The sequence below is a fragment of the Prochlorococcus marinus str. MIT 9313 genome (genome assembly GCF_000011485.1).
GTDB classification, from domain to species: Bacteria; Cyanobacteriota; Cyanobacteriia; order PCC-6307; family Cyanobiaceae; genus Prochlorococcus; species Prochlorococcus marinus_D.
Map to the genome: position 1 here is coordinate 2336736 of NC_005071.1, position 24358 is coordinate 2361093.

26 protein-coding genes and 1 pseudogene are annotated in these 24358 nt (G+C 53.7%); 17 read left to right on the forward strand and 10 right to left on the reverse strand.

The annotated features are described in order from the left end of the window. Positions 1-21 precede the first annotated feature (21 nt). The 5 genes from AKG35_RS11780 to speB all read left to right on the forward strand — a co-directional run bounded on the left by AKG35_RS11780 (position 22) and on the right by speB (position 4448). The gene (locus tag AKG35_RS11780) at positions 22-513 is read left to right on the forward strand and encodes a metal-binding protein (protein ID WP_011131574.1); all 492 of its coding nucleotides are present in this window, start codon (positions 22-24) and stop codon (positions 511-513) included. Next, positions 467-1381, forward strand: coding sequence for a nucleoside triphosphate pyrophosphohydrolase (mazG, locus tag AKG35_RS11785; RefSeq protein ID WP_011131575.1), 915 nt, complete (start codon positions 467-469; stop codon positions 1379-1381). The genes AKG35_RS11780 and mazG overlap by 47 nt, the downstream gene beginning before the upstream one ends. Positions 1382-1950: 569 nt before the next feature. After that, positions 1951-2382, forward strand: coding sequence for an alternative ribosome rescue aminoacyl-tRNA hydrolase ArfB (arfB, locus tag AKG35_RS11790; protein ID WP_011131576.1), 432 nt, complete (start codon positions 1951-1953; stop codon positions 2380-2382). Between the two features lie 291 nt (positions 2383-2673). Then, positions 2674-3534, forward strand: a complete 861-nt coding sequence (speE, locus tag AKG35_RS11800) for a polyamine aminopropyltransferase (protein ID WP_011131577.1) — start codon at positions 2674-2676, stop codon at positions 3532-3534. Next, entirely contained in the window at positions 3534-4448 is a 915-nt protein-coding gene (gene speB / locus AKG35_RS11805) for an agmatinase (protein ID WP_011131578.1), read from the forward strand. Before speE ends, speB begins: the two co-directional genes overlap by 1 nt. 104 nt (positions 4449-4552) lie before the next feature. Here speB and AKG35_RS11810 read toward each other — a convergent pair whose 3' ends face one another. Further along, a complete protein-coding gene (locus AKG35_RS11810) occupies positions 4553-4798 on the reverse strand; it encodes a hypothetical protein (RefSeq protein WP_041384799.1) in 246 nt (81 codons plus the stop codon). Positions 4799-4938: 140 nt separating this feature from the next. On the opposite strand from AKG35_RS11810, the gene gcvT reads away from it, so the two are divergent. The 6 genes from gcvT to AKG35_RS11840 all read left to right on the forward strand — a co-directional run bounded on the left by gcvT (position 4939) and on the right by AKG35_RS11840 (position 12068). Further along, the gene (gene gcvT / locus AKG35_RS11815; RefSeq protein WP_011131579.1) at positions 4939-6063 is read left to right on the forward strand and encodes a glycine cleavage system aminomethyltransferase GcvT; all 1125 of its coding nucleotides are present in this window, start codon (positions 4939-4941) and stop codon (positions 6061-6063) included. An 82-nt stretch (positions 6064-6145) separates the two neighbouring features. Continuing rightward, a complete protein-coding gene (gene aspS / locus AKG35_RS11820) occupies positions 6146-7966 on the forward strand; it encodes an aspartate--tRNA ligase (RefSeq protein WP_011131580.1) in 1821 nt (606 codons plus the stop codon). A 68-nt stretch (positions 7967-8034) separates the two neighbouring features. Then, a complete protein-coding gene (locus AKG35_RS11825; RefSeq protein ID WP_011131581.1) occupies positions 8035-9165 on the forward strand; it encodes an RNA polymerase sigma factor, RpoD/SigA family in 1131 nt (376 codons plus the stop codon). A 29-nt stretch (positions 9166-9194) separates the two neighbouring features. Next, positions 9195-9677 (forward strand): Dps family protein, encoded by a 483-nt coding sequence (locus AKG35_RS11830; protein ID WP_041384802.1) that lies wholly within the window; start codon positions 9195-9197, stop codon positions 9675-9677. A 37-nt stretch (positions 9678-9714) separates the two neighbouring features. Next, entirely contained in the window at positions 9715-11391 is a 1677-nt protein-coding gene (locus AKG35_RS11835) for a CTP synthase (protein ID WP_011131583.1), read from the forward strand. Beyond that, positions 11388-12068 carry a 7-carboxy-7-deazaguanine synthase QueE gene (locus AKG35_RS11840; RefSeq protein ID WP_011131584.1) on the forward strand — a complete coding sequence of 227 codons (681 nt, stop codon included), beginning with the start codon at positions 11388-11390 and terminating at the stop codon, positions 12066-12068. Before AKG35_RS11835 ends, AKG35_RS11840 begins: the two co-directional genes overlap by 4 nt. Before the next feature lie 3 nt (positions 12069-12071). Here AKG35_RS11840 and AKG35_RS11845 read toward each other — a convergent pair whose 3' ends face one another. Continuing rightward, the gene (locus AKG35_RS11845) at positions 12072-12605 is read right to left on the reverse strand and encodes an ecotin (RefSeq protein ID WP_011131585.1); all 534 of its coding nucleotides are present in this window, start codon (positions 12603-12605) and stop codon (positions 12072-12074) included. Between the two features lie 27 nt (positions 12606-12632). On the opposite strand from AKG35_RS11845, the gene queC reads away from it, so the two are divergent. From queC to AKG35_RS11860, 3 genes are read left to right on the forward strand one after another with little or no spacing between them, the layout of a single operon-like run. Further along, positions 12633-13313: a 7-cyano-7-deazaguanine synthase QueC gene (gene queC / locus AKG35_RS11850; protein ID WP_041385301.1), complete on the forward strand. Its 681-nt coding sequence runs from the start codon at positions 12633-12635 to the stop codon at positions 13311-13313. Beyond that, a complete protein-coding gene (locus AKG35_RS11855; protein WP_011131587.1) occupies positions 13310-14650 on the forward strand; it encodes an anthranilate synthase component I family protein in 1341 nt (446 codons plus the stop codon). The genes queC and AKG35_RS11855 overlap by 4 nt, the downstream gene beginning before the upstream one ends. Beyond that, positions 14647-15507 carry an aminotransferase class IV gene (locus AKG35_RS11860; protein ID WP_011131588.1) on the forward strand — a complete coding sequence of 287 codons (861 nt, stop codon included), beginning with the start codon at positions 14647-14649 and terminating at the stop codon, positions 15505-15507. Before AKG35_RS11855 ends, AKG35_RS11860 begins: the two co-directional genes overlap by 4 nt. A 30-nt stretch (positions 15508-15537) precedes the next feature. Here the strand turns inward: AKG35_RS11860 and urtE are convergent, their stop codons facing one another. The 8 genes and pseudogenes from urtE to ureE all read right to left on the reverse strand — a co-directional run bounded on the left by urtE (position 15538) and on the right by ureE (position 22679). After that, complete coding sequence (gene urtE, locus AKG35_RS11865) at positions 15538-16245, reverse strand: urea ABC transporter ATP-binding subunit UrtE (protein ID WP_011131589.1); 708 nt, start codon at positions 16243-16245, stop codon at positions 15538-15540. Positions 16246-16288: 43 nt separating this feature from the next. Then, on the reverse strand, positions 16289-17041 hold the full coding sequence (gene urtD / locus AKG35_RS11870) for an urea ABC transporter ATP-binding protein UrtD (RefSeq protein ID WP_011131590.1): 753 nt from the start codon (positions 17039-17041) through the stop codon (positions 16289-16291). Beyond that, positions 17038-18165, reverse strand: coding sequence for an urea ABC transporter permease subunit UrtC (gene urtC / locus AKG35_RS11875; RefSeq protein ID WP_011131591.1), 1128 nt, complete (start codon positions 18163-18165; stop codon positions 17038-17040). The genes urtD and urtC overlap by 4 nt, the downstream gene beginning before the upstream one ends. Before the next feature lie 4 nt (positions 18166-18169). Then, positions 18170-19324, reverse strand: a complete 1155-nt coding sequence (locus AKG35_RS11880) for an ABC transporter permease subunit (RefSeq protein ID WP_011131592.1) — start codon at positions 19322-19324, stop codon at positions 18170-18172. 98 nt (positions 19325-19422) lie between these two features. After that, entirely contained in the window at positions 19423-20718 is a 1296-nt protein-coding gene (gene urtA / locus AKG35_RS11885) for an urea ABC transporter substrate-binding protein (protein WP_011131593.1), read from the reverse strand. A gap of 117 nt (positions 20719-20835) precedes the next feature. Beyond that, a complete protein-coding gene (gene ureG / locus AKG35_RS11890) occupies positions 20836-21444 on the reverse strand; it encodes an urease accessory protein UreG (protein WP_011131594.1) in 609 nt (202 codons plus the stop codon). Continuing rightward, entirely contained in the window at positions 21444-22127 is a 684-nt protein-coding gene (locus tag AKG35_RS11895; protein ID WP_011131595.1) for an urease accessory protein UreF, read from the reverse strand. The genes ureG and AKG35_RS11895 overlap by 1 nt, the downstream gene beginning before the upstream one ends. Then, positions 22127-22679, reverse strand: a pseudogene (gene ureE, locus AKG35_RS11900) (urease accessory protein UreE). Before ureE ends, AKG35_RS11895 begins: the two are co-directional and overlap by 1 nt. Before the next feature lie 50 nt (positions 22680-22729). On the opposite strand from ureE, the gene AKG35_RS11905 reads away from it, so the two are divergent. From AKG35_RS11905 to AKG35_RS11915, 3 genes are read left to right on the forward strand one after another with little or no spacing between them, the layout of a single operon-like run. After that, on the forward strand, positions 22730-23689 hold the full coding sequence (locus AKG35_RS11905) for an urease accessory protein UreD (protein ID WP_011131597.1): 960 nt from the start codon (positions 22730-22732) through the stop codon (positions 23687-23689). A gap of 18 nt (positions 23690-23707) precedes the next feature. After that, a complete protein-coding gene (locus AKG35_RS11910; protein WP_011131598.1) occupies positions 23708-24010 on the forward strand; it encodes an urease subunit gamma in 303 nt (100 codons plus the stop codon). A 9-nt stretch (positions 24011-24019) separates the two neighbouring features. Continuing rightward, positions 24020-24337: an urease subunit beta gene (locus tag AKG35_RS11915; protein ID WP_011131599.1), complete on the forward strand. Its 318-nt coding sequence runs from the start codon at positions 24020-24022 to the stop codon at positions 24335-24337. Positions 24338-24358: the final 21 nt, after the last annotated feature.

Here is a 24358-nt window from a genome sequence, read left to right on the forward strand (position 1 = left end):
CTTGATCACCATAGAAGAGCAATGGCCTCAGGCGAGGACCACGACAAAGCTACCTGCTTCTGGAGCCTGCCATTTGGCTTCGGCCTGAGCTTTGTGATGGGCTTGCCCAGTGGTCTGATTGGTGGGCTGGCCTTTGTCGTCGGCGGACTGTGGCTGTCTCCAGACCTCGACACTTATTCAAAGCCATTGAAGCGCTGGGGGCTCTTGCAAGGTCTTTGGTGGCCCTACCGCAAACTGATTCCCCATCGCTCCCTCTTCTCCCACGGCCCACTAATTGGTACCGGTCTAAGGCTCGCCTACCTGATGAGTTGGACTGGCCTACTACTGATGCTCTTACAGCCGCTGGGATGTCCTGCACCGCTCAGCCTTGCCAAAGCATTGAATGAGCAGCTAAGACTTAATCCCCAGCCAATCCTTGCAGTGCTGCTCGGGCTGGAAGCCAGTGTTTGGCTACACCTGATTCTCGATGGCGATCCCCTACCCGCCGAATGGCATCGCTGGCGTCATCGATGAGAAGGTAGGCCAATACAAACCAATGGCCATGGACGCCGAACAACATCTGGCTCCAACAGAAGCCATCGCGGAGCTGGTCAGCATCGTGGCCCAGCTCAGGGATCCAAAGGGAGGTTGCCCTTGGGATCTGGAGCAGACCCATGCCTCCTTGATTCCATGCATGTTGGAAGAAGCCCACGAAGTGGCCGACGCCATCCGCAACGGCGATGACAACCACCTCAGCGAAGAACTAGGGGATCTTCTGCTGCAGGTCGTGCTACATGCTCAGATCGCTAAAGAAGAAGGACGCTTCAATCTCGAAGACATCGCCCGAGGCATCAGCAAAAAGCTCATTCGCCGACACCCACATGTGTTCGCAGAGGCAGTCGCAATCGACAGCGAAGCAGTGCGGCAAAGTTGGGAATCGATTAAAGCCAGTGAGCAGCCCGGCCCAACCTCGAACAGTTCACTAAGCGATCGTCTACGTAGCAAGGTGAGGGGTCAGCCAGCTCTGGCTGGAGCGATGGCCATCTCCAAAAAGGTCGCAAACGTTGGCTTCGAATGGAACACCATCGATGGAGTATGGGGAAAAGTGCAAGAAGAGTTCGAGGAACTCAAAGAGGCGGTAGAGCATGAAGACCAAGCCCATGCACAAACAGAACTTGGTGATGTGCTGTTCACTCTTGTGAATGTTGCTCGCTGGTGCGGCCTAAACCCAGAAGAAGGCCTTGCAGGTACAAACCAACGCTTTCTTGATCGCTTTTCTCGCGTTGAAGCAGCACTCGAGGGCCAACTAAGCAGCCAAGCACTGACGAAACTAGAACAACTTTGGCAAGAAGCCAAAGCAGCAATTCGAGACGAGGCTGACGACAAAAAGATATCGAATTAACACACATTGAAGGCTTATGAGAACAAGTTCTATAGCCTAAATTTACAACCTCAAACTCAAGCCATCTACTTCAGGTAAAGCCAGAGATGATTTATCCAATGTTCGCTGTATCAATTACCGATTTCCCCCTAACGATTACAGCCGTATTAATTGCAATCGCATTTTGGACAGGCGAGAGGGCATTCCGAAATCGTAATAATCAAAAAAAAGAAGAATGATCACCTGCTGATTAATTTAGCCCTTAGACGCCAATTATTCATTGAATGGATCATTGGGAGTGTTTGGCTTTGAAAGCATCCAAAAAGCGATGCGACCTCAAAATCCAGTCATTAGCTTAGGAGAAGATTCTAAGTTTGCCTTGCGAAGTTTCCATAAGCAGAAGCATGAACAATCTCAACCTTCAAGAAAGAAGGGTTAGCGCCAATGCCATGGCCAGTTAAATCTGGCCTAGTCAAATCTTGACCTGCAACAATCATGTATTTTAATCATTAACATGCGCCATGCCACTAAGCCCACTTTAATAGAGTCACACTCCTAAAAAATACTTCCAAGATCTGCGACTAAAGTCAATGGACGATCTAAGAGTTAATTCGCAATTAGTCATCCCATCAGCTGAATTACAATGGCGATTTTCAAGGGCTTCAGGTCCTGGTGGGCAAAACGTCAATAAGACCAATAGTCGAGTTGAACTGATCTTTGATCTCAACGCAACCTCTGCACTAGGACCTTTTCGAAAAAAACGCTTATTAAGTCAACTTCAACATCGCTTGGTGGCTGGTTGTATACGTGTGGTTGCAGCGGAAGAACGTTCGCAATATCAAAACCGTCAGTTAGCCCTTTCGAGACTGGCTTATTTTTTACGAATGGGCTTAGAAGCAGTTCCCAAGACACGCAAACCAACCAAACCCAGTCAAGCAGCAAAGAAACGTCGTCTTCAAGCCAAAAAACTACGCGGCGAATTAAAACGCACCCGACAATCCAAACCTTCACTCAATGCCTAATTAGCATTCAGTCAGCATGAATTGCGTTAATTATTCATGGAAAGATGCACTTCTAAGTACAAAACAATATCCTTCGGACAGAACAACCAAAAAGGGCTCAAAAAATTGAATTCGGTCTATTCCTTTGCTCGCCTGCCCTCCAGGCCCAGAAGCCCTTGAAAATCGCCACTGCATTTCAGCAGCAGGAATCTGCAAGCGATTCGTAATCAAAAGGTCTTGCACCATAGACCCACGCTGGCATCAAAGCCCTATGGAGGGCTTAGCTGGAAGAAAGTTTTAGGCCTCCTTGCCATGGACAGCCCTTCAACAACAGCAAATGGCTGGATCGATGAACACCACCAGGGTGTTCGCTATGGCCTGCAAGGCCGTGTGCTGGTTGATGAAACAAGCCCATACCAGCGAATCACGGTGATCGATAGCAGCCGCTACGGAAAAGGGCTGTTGCTCGACGGCTGCTGGATGACCGCAGAACACCAGGAACGCCACTATCACGAATCCTTGGTCCACCCAGCTCTGTGTAGCGCGGCCCAACTTGAACGGGTGTTGGTGATTGGGGGCGGCGATGGCGGCACAGCCAGGGAGTGCCTGCGCTACCAAGACGTCAAACACCTCGACATGGTGGAAATTGATCGCCGAGTCGTGGAACTGAGCCAAAAGCATCTGCCCAGCCTTGGAAGCCATGCTTGGAGCGATCCGCGCTTACAGCTCAACCTGGAAAACGGCATTGCCTGGGTAGCCAATGCAACTGAATCCTCCTACGACGTGATTCTTATCGACGGATCAGATCCTGCAGGGCCTGCAGAAGGTCTCTTCAATCAAACCTTCTTTGAGCATTGCCGACGCATCCTGCGGCCCGGAGGAGTTTTTGCTACTCAAAGCGAGTCACCAGAAGCATTCCGTCAGGTTCACATCGACACTGTTCGCCTGATCCGTCAAGTTTTCGGCTACGCAGATCCCCTCTACGGCTGGGTGCCGATGTATCCAAGCGGCTGGTGGAGCTGGACCTTCGCCGCCATCGATGGTCCTCGTTATCGCAACCCACTCCCAGCAAGAGCAGCCGCCATCTCCGCAGGCTGTGAAATCTGGAGCCCACGCTGGCAACAGGGTGCCTTTGAAGCCATCCCAGCTTTTATTGAAAGGGAGCTGACTTGATGCCCCAAAACACAACAACCACTGCAACAAGATTCGACAGCGAAGGTGCCATCTTCATGGCTGCAAGACGCGACCCTACCGGATGCAACGTCGGACTTTTTGGCGTGCCTTACGACGGCACCTCTTCATTCCGCCCAGGCAGCCGCTTCGGTCCGACAGCCATCCGCGACGTCAGCAATGGCCTAGAAACCTACTGCCCTCAGCTTGATCTGGATCTAGAAGATCTTGCCTTCACTGACCTTGGCGCCCTTGAAATTCCCTGCGGCGACCCCAAGCCCGTTGTAGAAGCAGTCAAAAAAGCCACCCAAAACGTGCTGAAGATGGGTCTCAGACCGCTGATGCTAGGCGGCGAGCACTCGATCAGCTCCGGAGCAGTGGCTGCAATCACTGAATTGCATTCAGATCTCGTGCTGTTGCAACTGGATGCCCATGCAGACCTCCGCCAAGAGTATCTAGGTGCGCGACACAGCCATGCCTGTGCCATGCGCCGTTGCCTCGAGGTCCTGCCAAGCGCTCAGCTGCTGCAATTCGCAATCCGCAGTGGCACACGCGCAGAATTTCAAGAACTACACGATCAGCAACGGCTGGTGAACCACAACCCCGGCCAAGCAGCGACTGAGCTCGCTAAAGCCCTTGCACCCCATCAAGGCAAACCTCTCTATCTCACCGTGGATTTGGATTGGTTCGACCCATCCGTACTGCCGGGGACGGGCACACCTGAACCAGGCGGCTTTCTATGGCGCGATTTTGCCGTCGTCGTGGATGTACTACGACACCATCAACTGGTAGGCGCTGACGTGGTGGAACTCGCCCCCCAACTTGATCCTTCAGGGATGAGTAGTGTGCTCGGTGCCAAGGTGACCCGCAGCCTGCTCATGCTGCTCAGCCTGTCTACAAGATCTGAGCAAAAGTGAGCAGCATCACTCCATTGCTTCAGCAGAGTTTCACGCTAGATCTTCGAACACTCAAAGCAGCTCGAAAAACATCCAGGTCTGAAAACAGCTCCTGTATCCCCTGATTAAAGATCCTCACTCAGACAACCAACCAAAGTACGACCAAGCTCAAGCTGCCGATCCATCTGAGTTTCAGTCGCTTTCTCCTTCAACAATGGCAGTGATGGGGCTTGTTCTGTCCAGTGATGACACAGAGCAACGTGCGCCAACTCAGGATGCACGCTGATTTGCCTAAGACGACACCAACCTGCATCCGCCAACTGACTGGTACCACAGTGTTCACAGGTTTTGCAGCTGGCTCTCGTGGACATTTTTCAATCCCCGAATGACGCTCAGGGTAAGGACTGTTAACGGATTGGACGACTGAAATCGTCAAATCTGCGACTTTCCTTCCGCTTCTGCAAACCCAATAGCACCCTCCATAGGATTTCGGCACTGCAACGTCCAGCCCGTGAATCTGCAACACACACCCCTCCATGACCTCTGCCGAGATGCAGGCGGCCGGATGGTGCCCTTTGCCGGCTGGGACATGCCAGTGCAGTTCTCTGGCCTACTCCAAGAACATCAGGCAGTGCGTCAGCAGGTGGGAATGTTCGATATCTCTCATATGGGAGTGCTGCGTCTCGAAGGAACCAACCCCAAAGACCACTTGCAAGCACTAGTGCCAACCGACCTCAATCGCATCGGTCCAGGTGAGGCTTGCTACACGGTGCTGCTCAACGAAACAGGCGGAATTCTCGATGACCTAGTCATTTATGACCTTGGCACCAATAAGCAAGACAGCCAAAGCCTGCTGATTGTGATTAATGCAGCCTGCAGCAAAACCGACACCATCTGGTTAAAGCAACATTTGCAGCCCGCAGGCATCGCACTCTCGGATGCCAAGAACAATGGCGTCTTACTGGCACTACAAGGACCCCAAGCGACCAAGGTGTTGGAACGCTTAAGTGGCGAATCACTAGCGAGCCTTCCCCGCTTCGGCCATCGCCAAGTCCAGTTTTACGGCCTGGGAGCGAAAGATCCCTCTTCAGTCTTCGTTGCACGAACTGGCTACACCGGCGAAGACGGATTTGAACTGCTCCTGAAGGCAGAAGCCGGCCGAGCCCTCTGGCTCAAATTGCTCGCAGAAGGAGTCATCCCATGCGGACTCGGTTCCCGTGACACCCTGCGTCTAGAGGCAGCAATGCACCTCTATGGACAGGACATGGACATCAATACAACACCCTTCGAGGCTGGTCTCGGCTGGTTGGTACACCTGGAAATGCCTGCTCCATTCATGGGTCGAACTGCCTTAGAGCAACAAGCAGAGCAAGGCCCCATTCGCCGCTTGGTCGGTCTAAAGCTGTCTGGACGAGCCATAGCCCGTCATGGATACCCACTGCTTCACAACAACAACAAAGTGGGAGAAATCACAAGCGGCACCTGGTCACCCAGTCTGGAAGAAGCGATAGCCCTGGGCTATCTACCCACAGCTCTAGCCCGCATCGGTAACGAAGTGGAGGTAGAGATCCGCGGCAAGCACCACCGGGCAACGGTGGTGAAGCGCCCCTTTTATCGCCGTCCTTCCCTTAGCTGAAGGCCATCGCCAAAACCGGTCGTTCTAATAAGCGGCAACAAGCCCCTGTGGGAAACTCGCTTTTCATCCTGAAGCCTTCCCCATGCGCAGCAACGGTTGCGGCGAACTGCGCAGTAAGCACATCGCCTCCAACGTGAAACTGTGTGGCTGGGTTGATCGCTGTCGAGACCATGGCGGAGTGATCTTCATCGATCTACGAGACCGCAGTGGAACCATACAAATCACCGTGGATCCCGATCAAGGTACTGAGCTCTTCGCAAGCGCAGAGAGCCTGCGTAATGAAACCGTCCTGCAAATCACGGGTCTGGTCAGACCCAGGCCGGCCGATGCAATCAACAGCAAACTCAGCACCGGCGAGATTGAGGTGCTAGCCAATGGTCTCGAGGTACTCAACCCCGTCACAGGCAACCTGCCCTTTACGGTCTCGATCCACGACGAAGAACCCGTCAAAGAAGAGCTACGTCTGCGTCACCGCCACCTGGATCTGCGCCGGGAACGAATGAGCCGCAATCTCCAGCTACGCCACACAACCATTAAAACGGCTCGTCATTTTTTGGAAGACGAAGGATTCATCGAAGTGGAAACTCCTGTTCTCACACGCTCCACTCCCGAAGGAGCCCGCGACTACCTAGTGCCTTCAAGGGTATGCAGCGGTGAATGGTTTGCTCTGCCTCAATCCCCCCAGCTGTTCAAACAATTACTCATGGTGGGCGGATTGGAGCGCTACTACCAAGTCGCTCGCTGCTTCCGCGATGAAGACCTACGCGCCGACAGGCAGCCGGAATTCACCCAGCTGGACATCGAAATGAGTTTCATGGATCAAGAACAGATCCTCAAGCTCAATGAACGACTGATCGCCGCCATCTGGAAAGCAGTGAAGGGCATCGACCTACCACTTCCCTTCCCAAGATTGACCTGGCATGAGGCCATGGACCGATACGGCACCGACCGACCCGATACCCGCTATGGAATGGAGCTCAATGATGTCAGCGACATCCTCAAAGACATGGGCTTCAAAGTCTTCTCCGGGGCCATAGCCGCTGGAGGCTCTGTGAAGTGCATCACTGTGCCAAACGGGAATGACCTGATCAGCAACGTGCGCATCAAACCCGGTGGAGACATTTTCAACGAAGCCCAAAAAGCTGGGGCCGGTGGCCTGGCTTTCATCCGTGTACGCGATTCCGATGAGATCGACAGCATCGGTGCGATCAAAGACAACCTCAACAGCAAACAAAAGGCAGCCCTGCTGAAACAGACTGGAGCCAAAGCGGGTGACTTGATTTTGTTCGGAGCAGGCAAGACCGCCACCGTCAACAGCGCCCTTGACCGGGTGCGGCAATTCCTGGGCCGCGAGTTGGGCCTGATCCCCACAGACCAAGACAACAAGCTATGGCAGTTCCTCTGGGTCGTGGACTTCCCGATGTTCGAGTTGAACGCAGAAGAAAACCGCCTTGAGGCTCTCCATCACCCCTTCTGTGCACCAAATAAAGACGATCTAGGCGACGATCCCGACGCCTGGATGGAGCGCCTACCTCAAGCCCGTGCTCAGGCCTATGACCTTGTCTTGAATGGGCTGGAGCTTGGCGGCGGATCACTACGCATCCACAATGCCGAACTGCAACGACAAGTGCTGCAAACCATCGGTCTGCCCCTAGAAGAAGCAAAGCAACAATTCGGCTTCCTCATCGATGCCCTTGAGATGGGAGCCCCACCCCATGGCGGCTTGGCATTCGGGATGGATCGGATCGTCATGCTGCTCACAGGAGAAGACTCGATCCGCGACACGATTGCCTTCCCAAAAACCCAACAAGCTCGCTGCCTGATGACCCAAGCCCCCGCAGGTGTCTCCAACCATCAATTAGAGGAACTGCATGTAGAAAGCACCTGGGTCGATCCCGAATAGATTCAGCGCATTCCAGACAACAAGGGGCGTCTTCATTAACCCTGAAGGCATATCTTCGCGGGCAACCCTTGAAGAGCAGCCCCCAGCAAACCAAGACTTCCCGAGTCCGCAGAAGCGGCAGCACAGATCCTGTGCGTCTCTACTTGCAGGACATTGGACGCGTAGAGCTACTAACCAATGAAGAGGAAGTGACCCTGGCGAGACTTGTGCAGCGCAGGGAAGCCCTACTCAAACAGGAAAGGAAGCTGGCCTCCAACCAAGAAGCGATCAAAGAATTACAAAGACTGGAGGAGCTGCAGCAACGAGAAGCGAACCATTCATGCCACTGGCCCACCAAACAGGAATGGGCGATGGCTGCTGGGCTCACCCTGGCCGAGCTGCAAGAGAAAATCGAGACTGGTTACAAAACCTGGGGAGCCCTGACTGGTCTTGATCCTTTGGAACTCAAGCGAAGTTTGCGAGCTGGTCGGCGTGCCAAGGATCAGATGATCCAGGCCAATCTTCGACTTGTGGTGGCTGTAGCCAAGAAATATCAACAACGGGGCATAGAGCTGCTGGATCTGGTGCAAGAAGGCACCCTGGGCTTGGAACGCGCAGTAGAGAAGTTCGACCCCACCAGAGGTTTCCGCTTCAGCACCTACGCCTACTGGTGGATCCGTCAGGGCATCACCAGGGCCATTGCGACGCAAAGTCGGACGATCCGACTGCCGATGCACATCACCGAAAAACTAAACCGCATCAAACGGGTTCAACAGGAGATTGCTAGCAGCCAAGGACGATTAGCTTCGATTGCCGATCTCGCCAAGGCACTTGGCCTTAGTGAAGAAACAGTGCGCCTAACCCTAATGAGGGTTCCACGTTCGATCTCCCTGGAAACTCGAATAGGCCAAGAACAAGACACCCAACTCGGCGATCTGCTGGAAGACAGCAACGCGACCCCAGAGGAGAAACTCACCCGCAATCAATTGCACAACGACCTTGAAATCTTGCTGGATGAACTAAGCAACCGCGAAGCGACAGTCATCAGACGACGTTTTGGACTTGAAGACGACACTCCGCAAACCCTGACGCAAATCGGCGAGGCAATGCATCTATCGCGAGAACGAGTGCGTCAGATTGAAACCCATGCCCTCTTGAAATTGCGTCAACCGCAACGTCGCTGCAAGGTACGGGACTACATTCAAAATCTCGATTCCTGATTAACACTTCACAAACGCACTGAATTTCAATACCTCAGACCTCCTTCATTGAAATCGGCATCCCAGCAGACAAACGAAAGGCAATCTCTGATGGCCTTGGAAGGGTTCTCGCCAATACCTATGTGCTCTACGGCAAAACCCACGGATTCCACTGGAACGTAACCAGCCCGATGTTCCACACGCTCCACCTGATGTTTATGGATCAATACACCGAGCGCTGGAATGCCCTCGATGTGATCGCCGAACGCATTCGTGCCCTTGGTTTTCTGGCACCCTTCGGCGGCAATACCCTCGGACAACTCGCTTCGATCAAGGAAGCGGAGCAACATCCCGCCACCCTCGAGATGCTGTGCGAGCTGGTCGATGGTCATGAAGAAGTGGCACGCACCGCTCGGGAAATTTTCAAACTGGCTGAAGCCGCCAATGACCAACCCAGCGCCGATCTATTAACCCAGCGGCTTGAGATTCACGAAAAAACCGCCTGGATGCTGCGCAGCCTGCTGGAAGCATAAGAAAGCCGAGCTAACTTAAAGAATCAGCCTGAAATTCATGGCCAAGTTCGTCTTTGTTACCGGTGGAGTCGTATCAAGCATCGGCAAGGGAATTGTGGCCGCGAGCCTTGGTCGCCTACTCAAATCGCGTGGCTACAGCGTCTCGATCCTGAAGCTGGATCCCTACCTCAATGTGGACCCAGGCACCATGAGTCCATTTCAACATGGTGAAGTGTTCGTTACCGAAGACGGCGCCGAAACCGACTTGGATCTTGGCCACTACGAGCGCTTTACTGACACAGCCATGTCACGCCTCAATAGCGTAACCACTGGCTCAATCTATCAAGCAGTCATCAATAAGGAACGGCGCGGCGACTACAACGGCGGCACTGTGCAAGTGATCCCCCACATCACTGGTGAGATTCGCGAACGCATCCACCGAGTAGCAGCCAATAGTGGCGCAGATGTCGTGATCACAGAAATCGGCGGCACTGTCGGAGACATCGAATCTCTGCCCTTCCTCGAAGCAATCCGTGAATTCCGTGGTGACGTAGGACGCAACGACCTCGCCTACATCCATGTGACCCTACTCCCGTTCATCGGCACATCCGGTGAACTCAAAACCAAGCCCACACAGCACTCCGTCAAGGAACTGCGCGCAATTGGCATACAACCAGATGTACTGGTTTGCCGCAGCGACCGCCCAATCAATGAAGACCTAAAGAGCAAAATTGGAGGCTTCTGCGGGGTACCAAACCGGGCTGTCATCACTGCTCTTGATGCCGACAGCATTTATGCCGTACCCATCTCACTAGAGGAAGAGGGCCTCTGTCTAGAAATGCTGGATGTACTCAACCTGACTGACCATGACAGCGACATGAAAAGCTGGGTTGAGCTGGTTCATAAGCTGCGCAACCCAGGTCCCGCTGTGAAGGTGGCCCTAGTCGGAAAATATGTGCAACTCAACGACGCCTACCTTTCAGTAGTAGAAGCCCTGCGCCATGCCTGCCTCACCCAAGACGCCTCCCTCGAGCTGTCTTGGGTCTGCGCCGAGCAGATCGAAACGCATGGTCCAGAAAACCTACTCAAAGGAATGGATGCTGTTGTAGTTCCTGGAGGCTTCGGTAACCGCGGCGTAGATGGCAAAGTTGCTGCCATTCGCTGGGCGAGAGAACAACGAGTGCCATTCCTAGGGCTTTGTCTAGGCATGCAATGCGCTGTGATCGAGTGGGCACGCAACCAGGCAGGACTCACTGGAGCCAGTAGTTCCGAGCTGGAGCCCGACACCAACCATCCTGTTATCCACCTCCTGCCAGAGCAACAAGACGTAGTCGATCTAGGCGGCACAATGAGGCTTGGTGTCTATCCATGCCGCATCGCACCAGACACGTTGGCACAGAAGCTTTATGGCGAACAGGTTGTCTACGAGCGCCACCGCCATCGCTATGAATTCAACAACTCCTACCGCAACCTATTTATTGAATCCGGCTACACCATCAGCGGTAGCTCACCCGATGGACGCCTCGTAGAACTGATCGAGCTGAAAGGTCATCCCTTCTTCACAGCCTGCCAATACCACCCTGAATTTCTCTCCCGACCCGGAAAACCCCATCCCCTCTTCCGGGGATTGATTGAGGCAGCTCAACTACGGCTACCAGCCTCACCTGACGAAGCCCTACGCCGACAAAGCCAGACCAACATCTCCGCTCAGGAGCAACCCAGCCGGATTGGATGACCGGCAATCTGCCGGTAGTAGAAACCTTCCATTCCCTACAAGGAGAAGGAGCCCATGTCGGTCGCAGCGCCTTCTTCATCAGGCTCGCCGGCTGTGATGTCGGCTGTTCATGGTGCGACACCAAGCACTCTTGGAACTCGAGAAACCATCCGCAAATCACGCTTGAACAACTAGCAGAGGAAACAGCAACAGCAGCAAAAGATGGCGCGGCCTTTGTGGTGTTGACCGGGGGTGAGCCATTGCAACACAACATCGCTCCCCTATGTGAAGCCCTACACAGGGCCACAGAAACAAACCACGGCGGGCCATTAGCAATCCATCTTGAAACCAGCGGAGTGAATCAGCTCAGCGGTGTTCCCACATGGATCACCCTCTCCCCAAAGCGCCATGCGCCACCTCGCACAGACTTATTAGCAGCTTGTCATGAGCTTAAAGTTGTAGTTCATGAAACAGACGATCTGAACTTCGCCGAAGACATGGCCAAAGCTGCCTTAGAAGCGAGAAAGAACGACAACGCCTCACAATCACGCCTCAGCAACACATCAAAGGAACCACTTCTCTTTCTGCAACCTGGCTGGAAAACAACAAGAGGTCAACAACTAGCTTTCGAGCACGTACAAAGTCATCCCCACTGGAGGCTCAGCATGCAAACCCACAAGTGGCTTGGTATACGTTGAACCTCAAAGCTTGATTGCCTCCCGCTGAGTGATCTCAGCCTTCCACAACCGCCAACGCACCTCTAAGCCGTCAGGTACATCAACCACTATCGGAAAGGAGGCGTTATAGGGCACCAAATAAGGCTTACTGCCAAGAACAAGAAAGCTCTCACGCTTCGGCTCATCAGGAGGACAAACCATGCGGGTGGACATCACCTTGACTGCACCTGCAACGCTATAGAGCATCCGCTGCTCAGCTCCTTGAAACCGCTCCATCCTCAGCCCTTGACCAGCCAAGTGATACTGATTGCAGACCAATTGGATCGTTCGACCCACAATCAACTGGACCCGCCAATCCACAGCATTAGTGGACAGGCCAGGATCAGAACTTTTTGCTAGCAACCCTGGGAGCTGAATCACCCAGCGTTGATGTCCAGCAATCGGCTGCGGGTAATCATTCAAATCCATTCGAGGTATTGCCCGCAGGGGTTCCAACACTGTCGTCGACCACAAAACAACCAGCCCGAAAAAGATTCTGTTCTGAATTGATGCCTGCATACCAACAAGCGCTAGAGAATGTCCAGCATGATCCACTCAACAACCATTGCCCTGCTATCAGGAGGTCTTGATTCCGCCACTGCCGCTGCCTTGGCAGTGGAAGCAGGTCAAAAGGTCATCGGACTTTCGTTCGATTACGGGCAACGACATCGCAAAGAACTGCAAGCCGCTGACGCGCTGGCGGCCCACATGGGTCTAAGCGAACACCATGTAATCAGTGTCAACCTTGGCAGTTGGGGAGGCTCCTCCCTCACCGATCTAACGCAAACAGTACCCAGTGAAGGAGTCGTTGACGGAGTGATCCCCAACACTTACGTACCTGGACGCAACACGGTCTTCATTGCCATTGGCCTCAGTCTTGCCGAAGCACGTAATGCCAATCAGCTGGTGTTAGGGATAAATGCAATGGACTACTCCGGCTATCCAGACTGCAGACCTGACTATCTCAGGGCCTATCAGAGCTTGGCTGATCTGGCGAATAAAGCTGGCCGTGAAGGACATGGAATCAAACTCTGGGCTCCTTTAATTGATTGGAACAAGAAACAAATTGTGCAAGAAGCACTTCGACTCGGAGTACCGATCGATAAAACCTGGAGCTGCTATAGCGGAGGCGATCATGCCTGCGGTATATGCGACAGCTGCCGCATCCGCGATGCAGCTTTGAGCGAGGCTGGCAGATCAGATCTCTGCAGCAAGTCAACACCATGACTTCTCTAGAGCGGCGACTTTGCCGCTGGCAAGAACCAGCGAAGTTGGCAAAACAACTCACCAAAACTTGGGGAGAAGCTGGGCTTGTCTGGCTGGATGGAGACGGCAGTGGTCTAGGTCGTTGGGCGACCCTGGCAGTCGATCCCATTAATCAGATTTGTTGCCGAGGCATCCCTGGCGAAAAAGGCGCCAGCAACCCATTCGAAGCCCTACGTGATCTAGAACCAGGACACTGGACAGGCTGGCTTAGCTACGAAGCAGCAGCATGGATAGAACCCAAAAATCCCTGGAAAGCAGATTGCATGGCGACTCTGTGGATGGCGCAACATGACCCAGTACTGCGATTTGACCTTCAAAAGCATCAACTCTGGATTGAAGGATGTCATCCCAAACGACTGCAAGAATTGGCAAGCTGGCTAGAAGCCAACCCACCTGAAGATGCACCTAAAAGGAGCAAAGATGAGTCGTTACTTGCAACAACAGACCTCAATATTCCCGTCAATGCATGGCAATGGCTCACCACTAGAGCTGACTATGCACGTGATGTGCAGCAGATCAGACATTGGATTGCCAACGGCGATATTTTCCAAGCCAATCTCAGCGCTTGCTGTACCACCACGATCCCTTCCGGAAGCTTCGCCGTAGACCTTTTCCTAAAACTTCGTCACCACAACCCAGCTCCATTTGCCGGCCTAGTGATAGCTGCAGGCCTTGCAAACGGTGAAGCCGTGATCTCCGCCTCTCCAGAGCGTTTCCTAAAAGCACTCCCCACAGGAGAAATTGAAACTCGACCAATCAAAGGGACCCGACCACGCCACCCCAATCAAAGCCAAGACTCTGATCTGGCAGCTGATCTTGTTTGCAGCAGCAAAGACCGAGCTGAAAACGTGATGATCGTCGATCTATTGCGCAACGATCTAGGGCGAGTCTGTCAACCCGGCTCCATCACAGTGCCTCAATTGGTAGGCCTTGAGAGCTATCCCCATGTGCATCACCTCACCTCAATAGTGCAAGGACGGCTTCGATCAGACCAATCTTGGGTAGACCTACTACAAGCCTGTTGGCCGGGAGGCTCCATCAGCGGTGCCCCCAAGCTGCGCGCCTGTCAGCGGCTGAACGAACTGGAACCAACAGCACGCGGGCCCTATTGCGGATCGTTGTTGCATCTCAACTGGGATGGGCAGCTCGACAGCAGCATTCTGATTCGCTCGATGTTGCTCGAGGGGAACACGTTACGAGCCCATGCCGGCTGCGGCATCGTGACCGGTTCCGACCCCTATTGCGAAGCTGATGAGCTGAACTGGAAACTGCTGCCACTACTGGAGGCACTGCAATGAAAAACCAGATTGCCTGGATCGATGGCAGCTGGGGTAGCACTGCGGAGCTCGCTCTTCCTCTAGGAGATCGAGGCCTGCAGCTTGCCGATGGCATCTTTGAGACAATTCTGATCCTTGATGGACATCCACAACTCCTCAATGCTCATCTCAGCCGCTGGCAGACCAGCGCATGCCTACTAGAGATGGCCCCCCCGCCTACAGCGAAATGGTTGACACCTCTGATCAAAGAGGGCCTGAAACAATGCAACTTGGACAATGGCAATGGGGCCCTGCGCCTCAACTGGAGCCGTGGCGATAGGTCAAGCCGAGGCATCAGCCTGCCCCAGAGCAACCCGAGTTCAACAACCCATCGCTTCTGGCTAGAGCTGAATGCAGTGGAGCCCTGCTTTACTCCACTTACCACGATCATCAGTTGCCATGAGCGTCGCAACGCCAATAGTCGCTTGAGTCGTTGCAAAACCTTCGCCTACGGTCAAGCGATACAGGCCCGCCACGAAGCACAAAAAGCGAATTGCGATGAGGCCATCCTGCTAAGCACAAGCGGTGAACTTTGTTGTGGCAGTACCGCCAACCTCATCGTGCGACGAAACAATCATTGGCTCACACCTCGGCTTGCTAGTGGCTGTCTACCAGGTGTCATGCGACAACAGGGCCTCGAACAAGGATGGCTGCAAGAAACTCAACTAGAAGCCACACCAGAAAAAGATGATCAATGGCTACTGATTAATAGCCTCAGCTGCCAACCCATCGTGAAGCTCGATGATCATCTGCTCAGAGCATGGTCGGATCCTGAAGGCCTTTGGTACTCCCTCTTAAAAGCCAACAACACTGACACTTCTCCCAGACATACAGATTAATGCCCCAGCCCTAAACATCTCCATACGCACTCATACACTGAGGAATTGATCCACCACTGCCTGACTAAGATCGCTGGTCGGACCACTGGCCACAATGCCACCTCGTTGCATGGCGTAGTAGCGATCAGCTTGACGAACAAAGTGCAGATGCTGCTCTACCAAAAGAACGCCAATCCCTGTCTCGGCAATGATGCGTCGAACAGCCCTTTCAATGTCTTGAACGATATTGGGCTGAATACCCTCTGTCGGTTCATCTAGCAGGAGCAATTTCGGCTTACCAAGCAGAGCCCGAGCAATCGCAAGCTGCTGCTGTTGCCCACCACTGAGGTCTCCGCCCTTACGCGGCAAAAACTCCTGCAGGATCGGGAACAACTCATAAACAAGCGGGTCAATGCTGTGGTTTCGCGCCAAGCCGCCGGGCAATGCCTCCATCCCTAGCATCAGGTTCTCCTCCACCGTCAGATGGGGAATAATTTCTCGCCCCTGAGGCACATAACCAATGCCAGCACGTGCCCGCTGATGCGGAGGATGGCGATCCAAGCCTTCACCATTAAACAGAATCTCTCCACTACGAGGACGCAACAGACCGATCAATGATTTCAACAAGGTGGTCTTGCCCACACCGTTGCGGCCAATCAAGCAGACCATCTCACCAGCTTTCACAGTGAGGTCGACATCCCTAAGGATATGGCTCTCACCGTAGTAGGTGTTTAGACCACGGATCTCAAGAATGGTCATCGGTTGCAGAGAATCATGAACTGCATAGGTAGAAAGCGCTGCATCAGGCAACCTCCTCATTACGACCTAAATACACCTCGATCACGCGTGGATCACACTGAATCTGATCCATCGAGCCCTCGCAGAGAACGTGGCCCTGATGAAGAACAGAAACCTGACTCTCCAGGCGCCGGATGAACTCCATGTCATGGTCAATCACCAAAACAGTGTGATCACCAACGAGAGACTTGAGCAGATCCGCGGTGAGATCTGTTTCCTCATCCGTCAAACCAGCAACTGGCTCATCAACCAATAACAGGTCGGGTGACTGACCCACAAGCATGGCGATCTCCAACCACTGCTTCTGCCCATGAGACAACGATCCAGCAACTTGATGCGCACGTGTCTGCAGGGAAACGATACCCATCAAATGGGCTATGCGATCGCGCTCAACAGCATTAAGACCTGAGCTTAAAAGTGGCCAAGGGCGCTTTGGATGACTGACCGCCAAGGCGAGGTTTTCCTCAACAGTGAGGTTTTCGAAGACTCTCGGGCTCTGAAACTTCCTACCAATCCCAAGCCGGGCAATCCTGTGTTCCGGCTTGTTTAAAAGAGATTGGCCCTTAAACAAAACATCACCTGCCGTTGGTCGAAGCTTGCCAGTAATCACGTCAAGGAAGGTGGTCTTGCCTGCACCGTTGGGACCAATCACGGCACGCAGTTCTCCTGGCTGCAGGCTGAGATTGAGATCACGCAGTGCCATAAAGCCATCAAAGCTGACACTGATTTGACTCAACTCAAGCAAAGCGGTTGTCATGACTTCACCTCCTCCTTGCCATCCATTTCCAAGCGTGGATAGGTGCCGATCCTGCGCGCGACACCCAAGCGAGTAAGCAGGTTTCGTGGCCCACCCGCCTGCCACCAGCCCACAACACCTTCTGGTAGTGCCGTAACGACGAGAATAAACAAGCCTCCCAGGATAAATAGCCAGCCTTCTGGCCAAACCGTGCTGATTTGGCTCCTCGCCAAATTAATGACTAGAGCGCCAAGAATGGCACCAATCAAAGTTCCGCGTCCACCCACTGCCACCCAAATCACCATGTCGATTGAGAAGGGAACAGTCATGTATTGAGGCGAGACGATGCCGGACTGCACGGTGTAAAGAGCACCACCGATGCCGGCCAAGCCACCAGCCATCGCAAACACGATGGTTTTAAACAAGGTGGGGTTGTAACCAGCAAAACGCAAACGCGGCTCATCATCGCGAATGGCGATCAACACTTCCCCAAAACGGCCACGCACCACCCAGCGCACAGCCAACCAGGCCAGGATCACCATCACGGCCGTTAACCAGAAGAAGCCTCGCTGCATGAATGCAGAGCCCACCTGCTGGCCAAAAAGCTCTGTGACATCGGTCTTAAGACCGTTGGTGCCATTGATCAGTTTCTGCTGTCCGTTGAAGAAATTAAAGAAAACCAGCAAGGCGGCCTGGGTAAGAATCGAAAAATAAACTCCCTTGATCCGGTTGCGGAACACCAAGTTGCCTAACAGCGCGGCAAGCAGTGCAGGGATCAACCAGATGGCAATCAGCGTGAACCAAGGCGAATGAAACGGCTGCCAAAATCCAGGCAGTTGATCCACCCCATAAAGGCCAAAGAACTCTGGAATCCCGTTGGGTTGTTCGCTCGAGCTGTTGAGCTGAAGGTACATTGCGGCTGCGTAACCACCGAGCGCAAAGAAGATGCCCTGACCCAGGCTCAATAAGCCTGTAAAACCCCAAATCAAATCGATGCCGAGGGCCACGATTGAGAGAGAGAGAAAACGACCGAGCAGGTTGAGCCCAAATACCGACACCACTGCAGGCGCCGCCACAATCGCAGCAATGATCAAGACCCAGACAATCACCAGGGGCCAACGGCGTTGTTGAAACGCTTGCAACATCGATTTAAGCCTCCACCATGCGTCCCCTCTGGGGAAACAGACCAGCAGGTCGGAACTGCAGGAACACCACAATCAGCGCAAACACCATTACCTGGGCCATGCTCGTGGTAGCAAAAAAATCAACCACACTCGCCAAAGGCGCAGGCATCGAAGGCCAGATACTGAGCAAACGGCCAGCACCGATCAGGTCTGTTAGCACCCCAATAGCAAAGGAGGCCAACACGGTACCGAACAGATTTCCCACACCTCCAAGCACCACCACCATGAAGCAACCAACGATATAAGAAGTGCCGACGTTGGGTCCCACGGAGCCCAACAAAGACACCGCGACCCCAGCGATGCCAGCCAAACCGGAGCCGATACCAAAGGTAAGCACATCCACAGTATCGGTTGAGATTCCAAGGCAATCACTCATGGAACGATTCTGAGTCACTGCCCTGATGCGCATCCCCCACACACTGCGATTCAAAAACCAGGTGATACCGAGTACAGCGAGGATCGTGATCACAATGATCACCAAGCGTGGTACAGGGAAGGTCATGCCCGACAGTTCAATCCCCCCACGCATCCACTTAGGTGCCGTGACATCGACATTGCGAGAGGTCGCACGAGCGATACGACTGATCTGAGAGGCCAAACCACCCGCCAGTAACACCCCAGCCAGAGCCGACACAAGCCAGCTTCCAGCACGCACCAAGCGGGCCCGAGGCCCCTGCAAAAGCTTGTCAGGAAGAATGATCGGCAGACTGAAACCAAGCACTAACGCCAGCACCAAGCCAGCCGCATAAGCCAATGGAAAACTGCGCACAAACTGCTGCAGAATCAGGCTAACGCCCCATGTCGCCAACAATGTCTCCAACGGGTTGCCGTAGAGACGACGAATCACGGTGCGTTCTAGCAAGATACCAACCACACCACTAACGATGAAGGCCAGAGGAATCGCCACCAACACATAAGCGTTGTAGAAAGGCTGCAGAGCAGGCAGCTTGAAGATCAGCTGTACCACATAAGTGGTGTAGGCCCCGAGCATGATCAACTCGCCATGGGCGAGGTTAATGACACCCATCAGGCCGAAGACTATCGCCAGTCCGAGGGCAGCAACCAGCAGCACCGAGCCGATGGCCACACCATTGAAAAGACTTTCAAGAAGCAGTTGCACGGGCGAAGATCAGAGACCGGAAAAACGACGAAAGGAGGAGCCCGTTTCCGGACTCCTCCCAAACAATGCCAAAGCGGAAAAACGCCTTGGCGAGGCAATCAAAGCTTGTACTTTTCGCCTTTGTTGGCATCAGTCCAGTCGCAAGCATAGCCCTTAGAACTGGGCTCGAACTGGTTCCAAGCCTGTGGAGCCACAGGGCCATCGGTCTCTTCGAGAATCTCGAACTGACCATCTTTGGTGATCTTGCCGATACGTACGGTCTGGGACAGGTGATGGTTTGGCATCACTTTCACAGGACCCTGAGGCGCATCAAACTCAATTCCGATCAAAGCTTCACGTACCTTGTCGTCATCAAAGCTATTGGCCTTCTCGACCGCAGCTTTCCACAGATACACCATGTTGTAAGCCGACTCCTGAGGGTCAGCAACCTGACGGTCATTGCCATATTTGGCCTTGAAGTCAGATGCAAACTTCTTCGAAGCAGGCGTATCAATCGACATCATGTAATTCCAAGCCCCATAGTGTCCCTCAAGGAACTCAGGCCCGATCGTGCTGATCTCTTCTTCCGCGATGGAATAGCTCATCACGTAGTAGCCATTTTCAGGAGTAAGTCCGGCATCCTGAATCTGCTTAAAGAAAGCAACGTTCTGGTCACCATTGAGGGTGTTGATGATCACACCACCATCAGGTAATGCCTTCTTGATCTTGGCAATGATCGGCGCCACTTCAGTGTTGCCGAGGGGCAAATAATCCTCTCCAACCACTTTGCCACCTAGAGCTTTGACCTGCTCCTTAGTGATGGTATTGGAGGTGCGAGGGAAAACGTAATCAGAACCTACAAGGAAGAAGGGCTTGCCAGCAGCGGGCGACTTCTCGAACATGAACTTGGTTGCAGGCTCCGACTGCTGATTCGGAGTCGCACCTGTGTAGAAGATGTTATTGGAACACTCCTGGCCTTCGTACTGAATCGGGTAATAGAGGAATGCATTCTTCGATTCGTAAACCGGCAGCATCGCCTTACGGCTTGCGGAAGTCCAACCACCAAAGACAACAGGAACACTATCTTGATCGATCAACTTCTTGGACTTCTCAGCGAAGGTTGGCCAATCAGAAGCGCCATCTTCAACGATGTAGTCGATCTTGTATTTCTTGCCATCAACTTCAACACCACCGGCAGCGTTGATCTCTTCAATCGCCATTTTCTCTGTGTCCACAAGGGTGGACTCCGAGATGGCCATGGTGCCACTTAAGGAATGGAGGATACCAACCGTGACCGTGTCGTCGAAATCGGTATTAGCGGTTTTATCACTACCACCACCGCAAGCCGTAATGCTGACACCAACGGCGGTTGCGGCGAAGCCAGCCACAAGGCGCTTGGAGAATGAAACGTTCATTGAAACCGTAGATAGGCAGAATATGGAGCACGCCTATTCGGGCGGCCTGGGGAACGTAAAGATCAGCCAGGCATGATTCTGTAGTGAATGATACAAAGCCCTTTGCGCTGATCATTGCTAAGGGCGATTTGGTAGCTGTTGCAACAAAAAGTGCAGCACGCTCTCCAAGCCATCGCCGCTCCGCAAGTTGGTGAAACACCAAGGGCGCTCTCCCCGCATCCGCGTCGTATCGCGCTTCATCACTTCCAAATCGGCCCCGACATGGACAGCGAGATCAATCTTGTTGATCACCAATAAATCCGAGCGTGTAATCCCAGGGCCACCCTTGCGAGGGATCTTGTCGCCAGCCGCCACATCAATCACATAGATGCAAAGGTCCACCAATTCTGGACTGAAGCTGGCGGCAAGATTATCGCCACCACTCTCAACAAGCACAACATCAAGATCTGGAAAATTTCGCTCCAGATCTTCTACGGCCGCGCGATTAATCGAACAATCCTCACGAATAGCAGTATGAGGACAACCGCCTGTTTCTACTCCGCGAATACGCTCTGGCTCAAGAGCTCCAACACGCGTCAAGAACTCTGCATCTTCCTGGGTATAGATGTCGTTGGTGACAACTGCCAATTGCAACTGATCTCGTAGACGGCGACACATTGCCTCCACTAGTGCTGTCTTACCGGAACCCACCGGGCCAGCCACACCTAAACGCAGTTTGCTACTCATCAGCTCCGGAATAATCGGGAATACAGCTCAGCATGGGAGAGCTGTGCAATAGCAGAACCCACTCCTCCGCACCAAAGCTGCTTTGGATCCACATCAAGCAAGCTACGGGCCTGCATTTCAATCAGCGGCTGAAGCTGACGCTGCAACCGTTGTGCCTCAGTTGGCCCAAGCGGAACAAGACGCACGGCCGCACTGAGCTGATTAGCCACCCAGCCAAACAAGTAACCCTGCACAACCTCCAAAGGCGTTATCTCCCAAGACAAACCAGCCCAAGCCCACGCCACTGGCCAACCAAAATCCACTCCTCCATCAGGGAGAGGATAACCCAGGTCAGCTAATAACTGCAAAAGAGAGCGACCCATCTGCTGTTGCTGCGCTCTTACTTCAGCCGCATCTCGCAGTGCAATCAACCATTGAGCCCAATCGCGCACGTCAGTGCCATGGTCAACTTTGCCCTGCTCAGCACTCACCTGCCATTGGCTGAGGGAATGACGCAGCGGGCGCAAAGCAGCAGCTTCGATCATGACCTGCCCGCGACTGAGCTCCGCCTCCAACCAACTTGCCAAAGTTGCTCGATCCTGAAGCTGATCTCGCTGCACCAGCAGTTCCAAACCCTCCGAATAACTGAACGCACCCACCGGCAAAGCCGGGCTAACAAGCTGAAGCAAAGCGAGACTGCTCATTAGTGATGACGTTGTTGCTGCCCATCAATGGGCTGGTGATCATGGCTATGGACGCCTTGATAGGCCCCAGGCTCCGGATAAAATGGCTCCATCAGAGACTCCAAAGCCAAGCCACGCACCCGCAGCAGATCGGCTAAGACAGGATCATCTAGCAAACGCAGCTGCTGCGTGCGTAGCTCTAGTGCCACGTGACGATTACCCAAGTGATAAGCCGCCTCAAGCAGAGCCAGTTCTGAAGGAGCCCTAACCACCAACAGTTTCTCAGGAGCAGCGACCACCCTCACCAAAACAGGCCCTTCCGCCGCAGCCAAACTTTCTCCAGGCTGCAATGGGCCCTGCCGCGGCAATTGCAATAAGCAATAAGACGGACTGACCACAAGCCGTGCATCGCAGCCCTCGCAAACGTGTGCGTTCTTCAGCAGTGAGAGGCAATTCCATACAAGCCTCAACCCCAACAGCATCAAGCCTGCGGGTGAGCACCGGAACAGTATCGAGAGAAGGAAAATCGACCAAGCTCATGACCATAAGCCTGCCAAACGGCAACTGCTCCATCCGTGAGTATTGCTAAAGAGTTAAACCGTGCTCGATCACAGCGTGCTCCGATGACTGGCGATAGACCCTGGCACGGCCAATGTTCCTTGCAACTGATCAGCAAAACTGCGACAGACGATCTTCAATCCCAGCTCACCGTGCATCAGAGCCAATGCACGGCTCCATTCAAGATTCAGCGTGCCAATCTTGATCACGACGGCCGCTGTCAACTGCCCTTACTTCACACCGCAGGGGGTTTGGTCGGAGGAGATCAGCTCAGTGTGAATGTCAAAGCTGGAGCAGACAGCCGCGGCCTGGTCACGAGTGTGGCTGCCCAGAAGGTCTATGGCTCCGTAGGCCGCTCCAAACAACACCCCAAAGGCCGCTGGGCAAGTCAAGAGTGTCACTTCGAACTAGAAACCAATGCTGATCTGGAATGGTTACCCCAAGAGCTCGTGGTTTTTCAAGGAGGCCTCTACAAGCAACGGATGCAAGTCGAACTGCAACCAAAAGCCAGTTTTCTCTGCGCCGAAGTGGTGCGCCTAGGTCGCACAGCTGCTGGAGAAACACTGAACGAAGGCGCCTGGAGGTCAAGCCTGGAGATCTGCCGACAAACCCCGATTGGTCGTCAATGGGAACTAGTCGATCAACTCGAGCTCAACAGCGAAGTGCTGCAGAGTTTGCACGGCATGGGGACACAGCCCGTGTTCGGATCTTTTGTTTGGGCCGCACCGCATCCTCTGACTGCCGACGTGATGGAGATACTTCTGCGGAACTGTCGAACAGATCGCGCAAACCTAGAAGGGTCCATGGCTTGTGGTGGTCTCGATCAAGGCTTAGTGGCCCGATATATAGGGCCATCAAGCCAAGCCGCGCGCCAATGGTTTTCCCGCCTCTGGGCCCGCACACGCCAGCTACGGCGGCTAAGCACTCCTCAACCTCCACGAGAATGGCCCCTGCAAGAAGAGGGAACGTTCTCAAACGAAAGGTTCACAAAGGACCATCAATCGCCTTCTGCCTCGCCACACTGAAATGAAATCCTGGCTTCCATGCACCTCAGCCCCCAGGAAAAAGACAAACTCCTGATCGTCACCGCTGCCCTGCTTGCAGAACGACGCCTCAACCGCGGCCTGCGGCTCAACCACCCCGAAGCCGTGGCCTGGCTCAGCTTCCTTGTCATCGAAGGCGCTCGTGACGGCCAATCCGTCGCGGAGCTGATGGCCGAAGGCAGCACCTGGCTGCGTCGCGATCAGGTGATGGATGGTGTTCCCGAACTGATCCCGGAGGTGCAAATCGAAGCCGTCTTTAAGGACGGCACCAAATTGGTCACCCTCCACGACCCCATCCGCTAAAAAATCCCCATGCCTCCGCTAATCCCCGGTGAACTGATTCCTGAACCGGGCACGCTTGAACTCAACAGCAACCGGCCAACCCTCACCCTGCGCGTGGCCAATAGTGGCGATCGACCGATCCAAGTTGGCTCCCACTTTCACTTTTTCGAGACCAATACAGCTCTGCACTTCGATCGTGATGCTGCACGGGGGCACCGATTGGACATCCCTGCTGGAACAGCGATCCGCTTCGAACCCGGCGACGAACGTGACGTGCGCCTGGTTGCCCTTGCTGGTCACCGCAAGGTTTTTGGTTTCAACGGTCTGGTCAACGGACCCCTCGACTGAACTGCTTCTACACCTCGTCCC

Coding starts and splice junctions, on each gene's coding strand:
- urtE (WP_011131589.1), bottom strand. CDS start 16,245: ATGACCATTCTTGAGATCCGTGGTCTAAACACCTACTACGGTGAGAGC.
- AKG35_RS11860 (WP_011131588.1), top strand. CDS start 14,647: ATGAAAAACCAGATTGCCTGGATCGATGGCAGCTGGGGTAGCACTGCG.
- AKG35_RS11855 (WP_011131587.1), top strand. CDS start 13,310: ATGACTTCTCTAGAGCGGCGACTTTGCCGCTGGCAAGAACCAGCGAAG.
- AKG35_RS11915 (WP_011131599.1), top strand. CDS start 24,020: ATGCCTCCGCTAATCCCCGGTGAACTGATTCCTGAACCGGGCACGCTT.
- mazG (WP_011131575.1), top strand. CDS start 467: ATGGCGATCCCCTACCCGCCGAATGGCATCGCTGGCGTCATCGATGAG.
- queC (WP_041385301.1), top strand. CDS start 12,633: ATGATCCACTCAACAACCATTGCCCTGCTATCAGGAGGTCTTGATTCC.
- speE (WP_011131577.1), top strand. CDS start 2,674: ATGGACAGCCCTTCAACAACAGCAAATGGCTGGATCGATGAACACCAC.
- AKG35_RS11810 (WP_041384799.1), bottom strand. CDS start 4,798: ATGTCCACGAGAGCCAGCTGCAAAACCTGTGAACACTGTGGTACCAGT.
- urtC (WP_011131591.1), bottom strand. CDS start 18,165: ATGTTGCAAGCGTTTCAACAACGCCGTTGGCCCCTGGTGATTGTCTGG.
- arfB (WP_011131576.1), top strand. CDS start 1,951: ATGGACGATCTAAGAGTTAATTCGCAATTAGTCATCCCATCAGCTGAA.
- urtA (WP_011131593.1), bottom strand. CDS start 20,718: ATGAACGTTTCATTCTCCAAGCGCCTTGTGGCTGGCTTCGCCGCAACC.
- AKG35_RS11895 (WP_011131595.1), bottom strand. CDS start 22,127: ATGAGCAGTCTCGCTTTGCTTCAGCTTGTTAGCCCGGCTTTGCCGGTG.
- AKG35_RS11780 (WP_011131574.1), top strand. CDS start 22: ATGGCCTCAGGCGAGGACCACGACAAAGCTACCTGCTTCTGGAGCCTG.
- speB (WP_011131578.1), top strand. CDS start 3,534: ATGCCCCAAAACACAACAACCACTGCAACAAGATTCGACAGCGAAGGT.
- AKG35_RS11840 (WP_011131584.1), top strand. CDS start 11,388: ATGACCGGCAATCTGCCGGTAGTAGAAACCTTCCATTCCCTACAAGGA.
- AKG35_RS11835 (WP_011131583.1), top strand. CDS start 9,715: ATGGCCAAGTTCGTCTTTGTTACCGGTGGAGTCGTATCAAGCATCGGC.
- ureG (WP_011131594.1), bottom strand. CDS start 21,444: ATGAGTAGCAAACTGCGTTTAGGTGTGGCTGGCCCGGTGGGTTCCGGT.
- aspS (WP_011131580.1), top strand. CDS start 6,146: ATGCGCAGCAACGGTTGCGGCGAACTGCGCAGTAAGCACATCGCCTCC.
- AKG35_RS11910 (WP_011131598.1), top strand. CDS start 23,708: ATGCACCTCAGCCCCCAGGAAAAAGACAAACTCCTGATCGTCACCGCT.
- urtD (WP_011131590.1), bottom strand. CDS start 17,041: ATGACAACCGCTTTGCTTGAGTTGAGTCAAATCAGTGTCAGCTTTGAT.
- AKG35_RS11845 (WP_011131585.1), bottom strand. CDS start 12,605: ATGCAGGCATCAATTCAGAACAGAATCTTTTTCGGGCTGGTTGTTTTG.
- AKG35_RS11905 (WP_011131597.1), top strand. CDS start 22,730: ATGACTGGCGATAGACCCTGGCACGGCCAATGTTCCTTGCAACTGATC.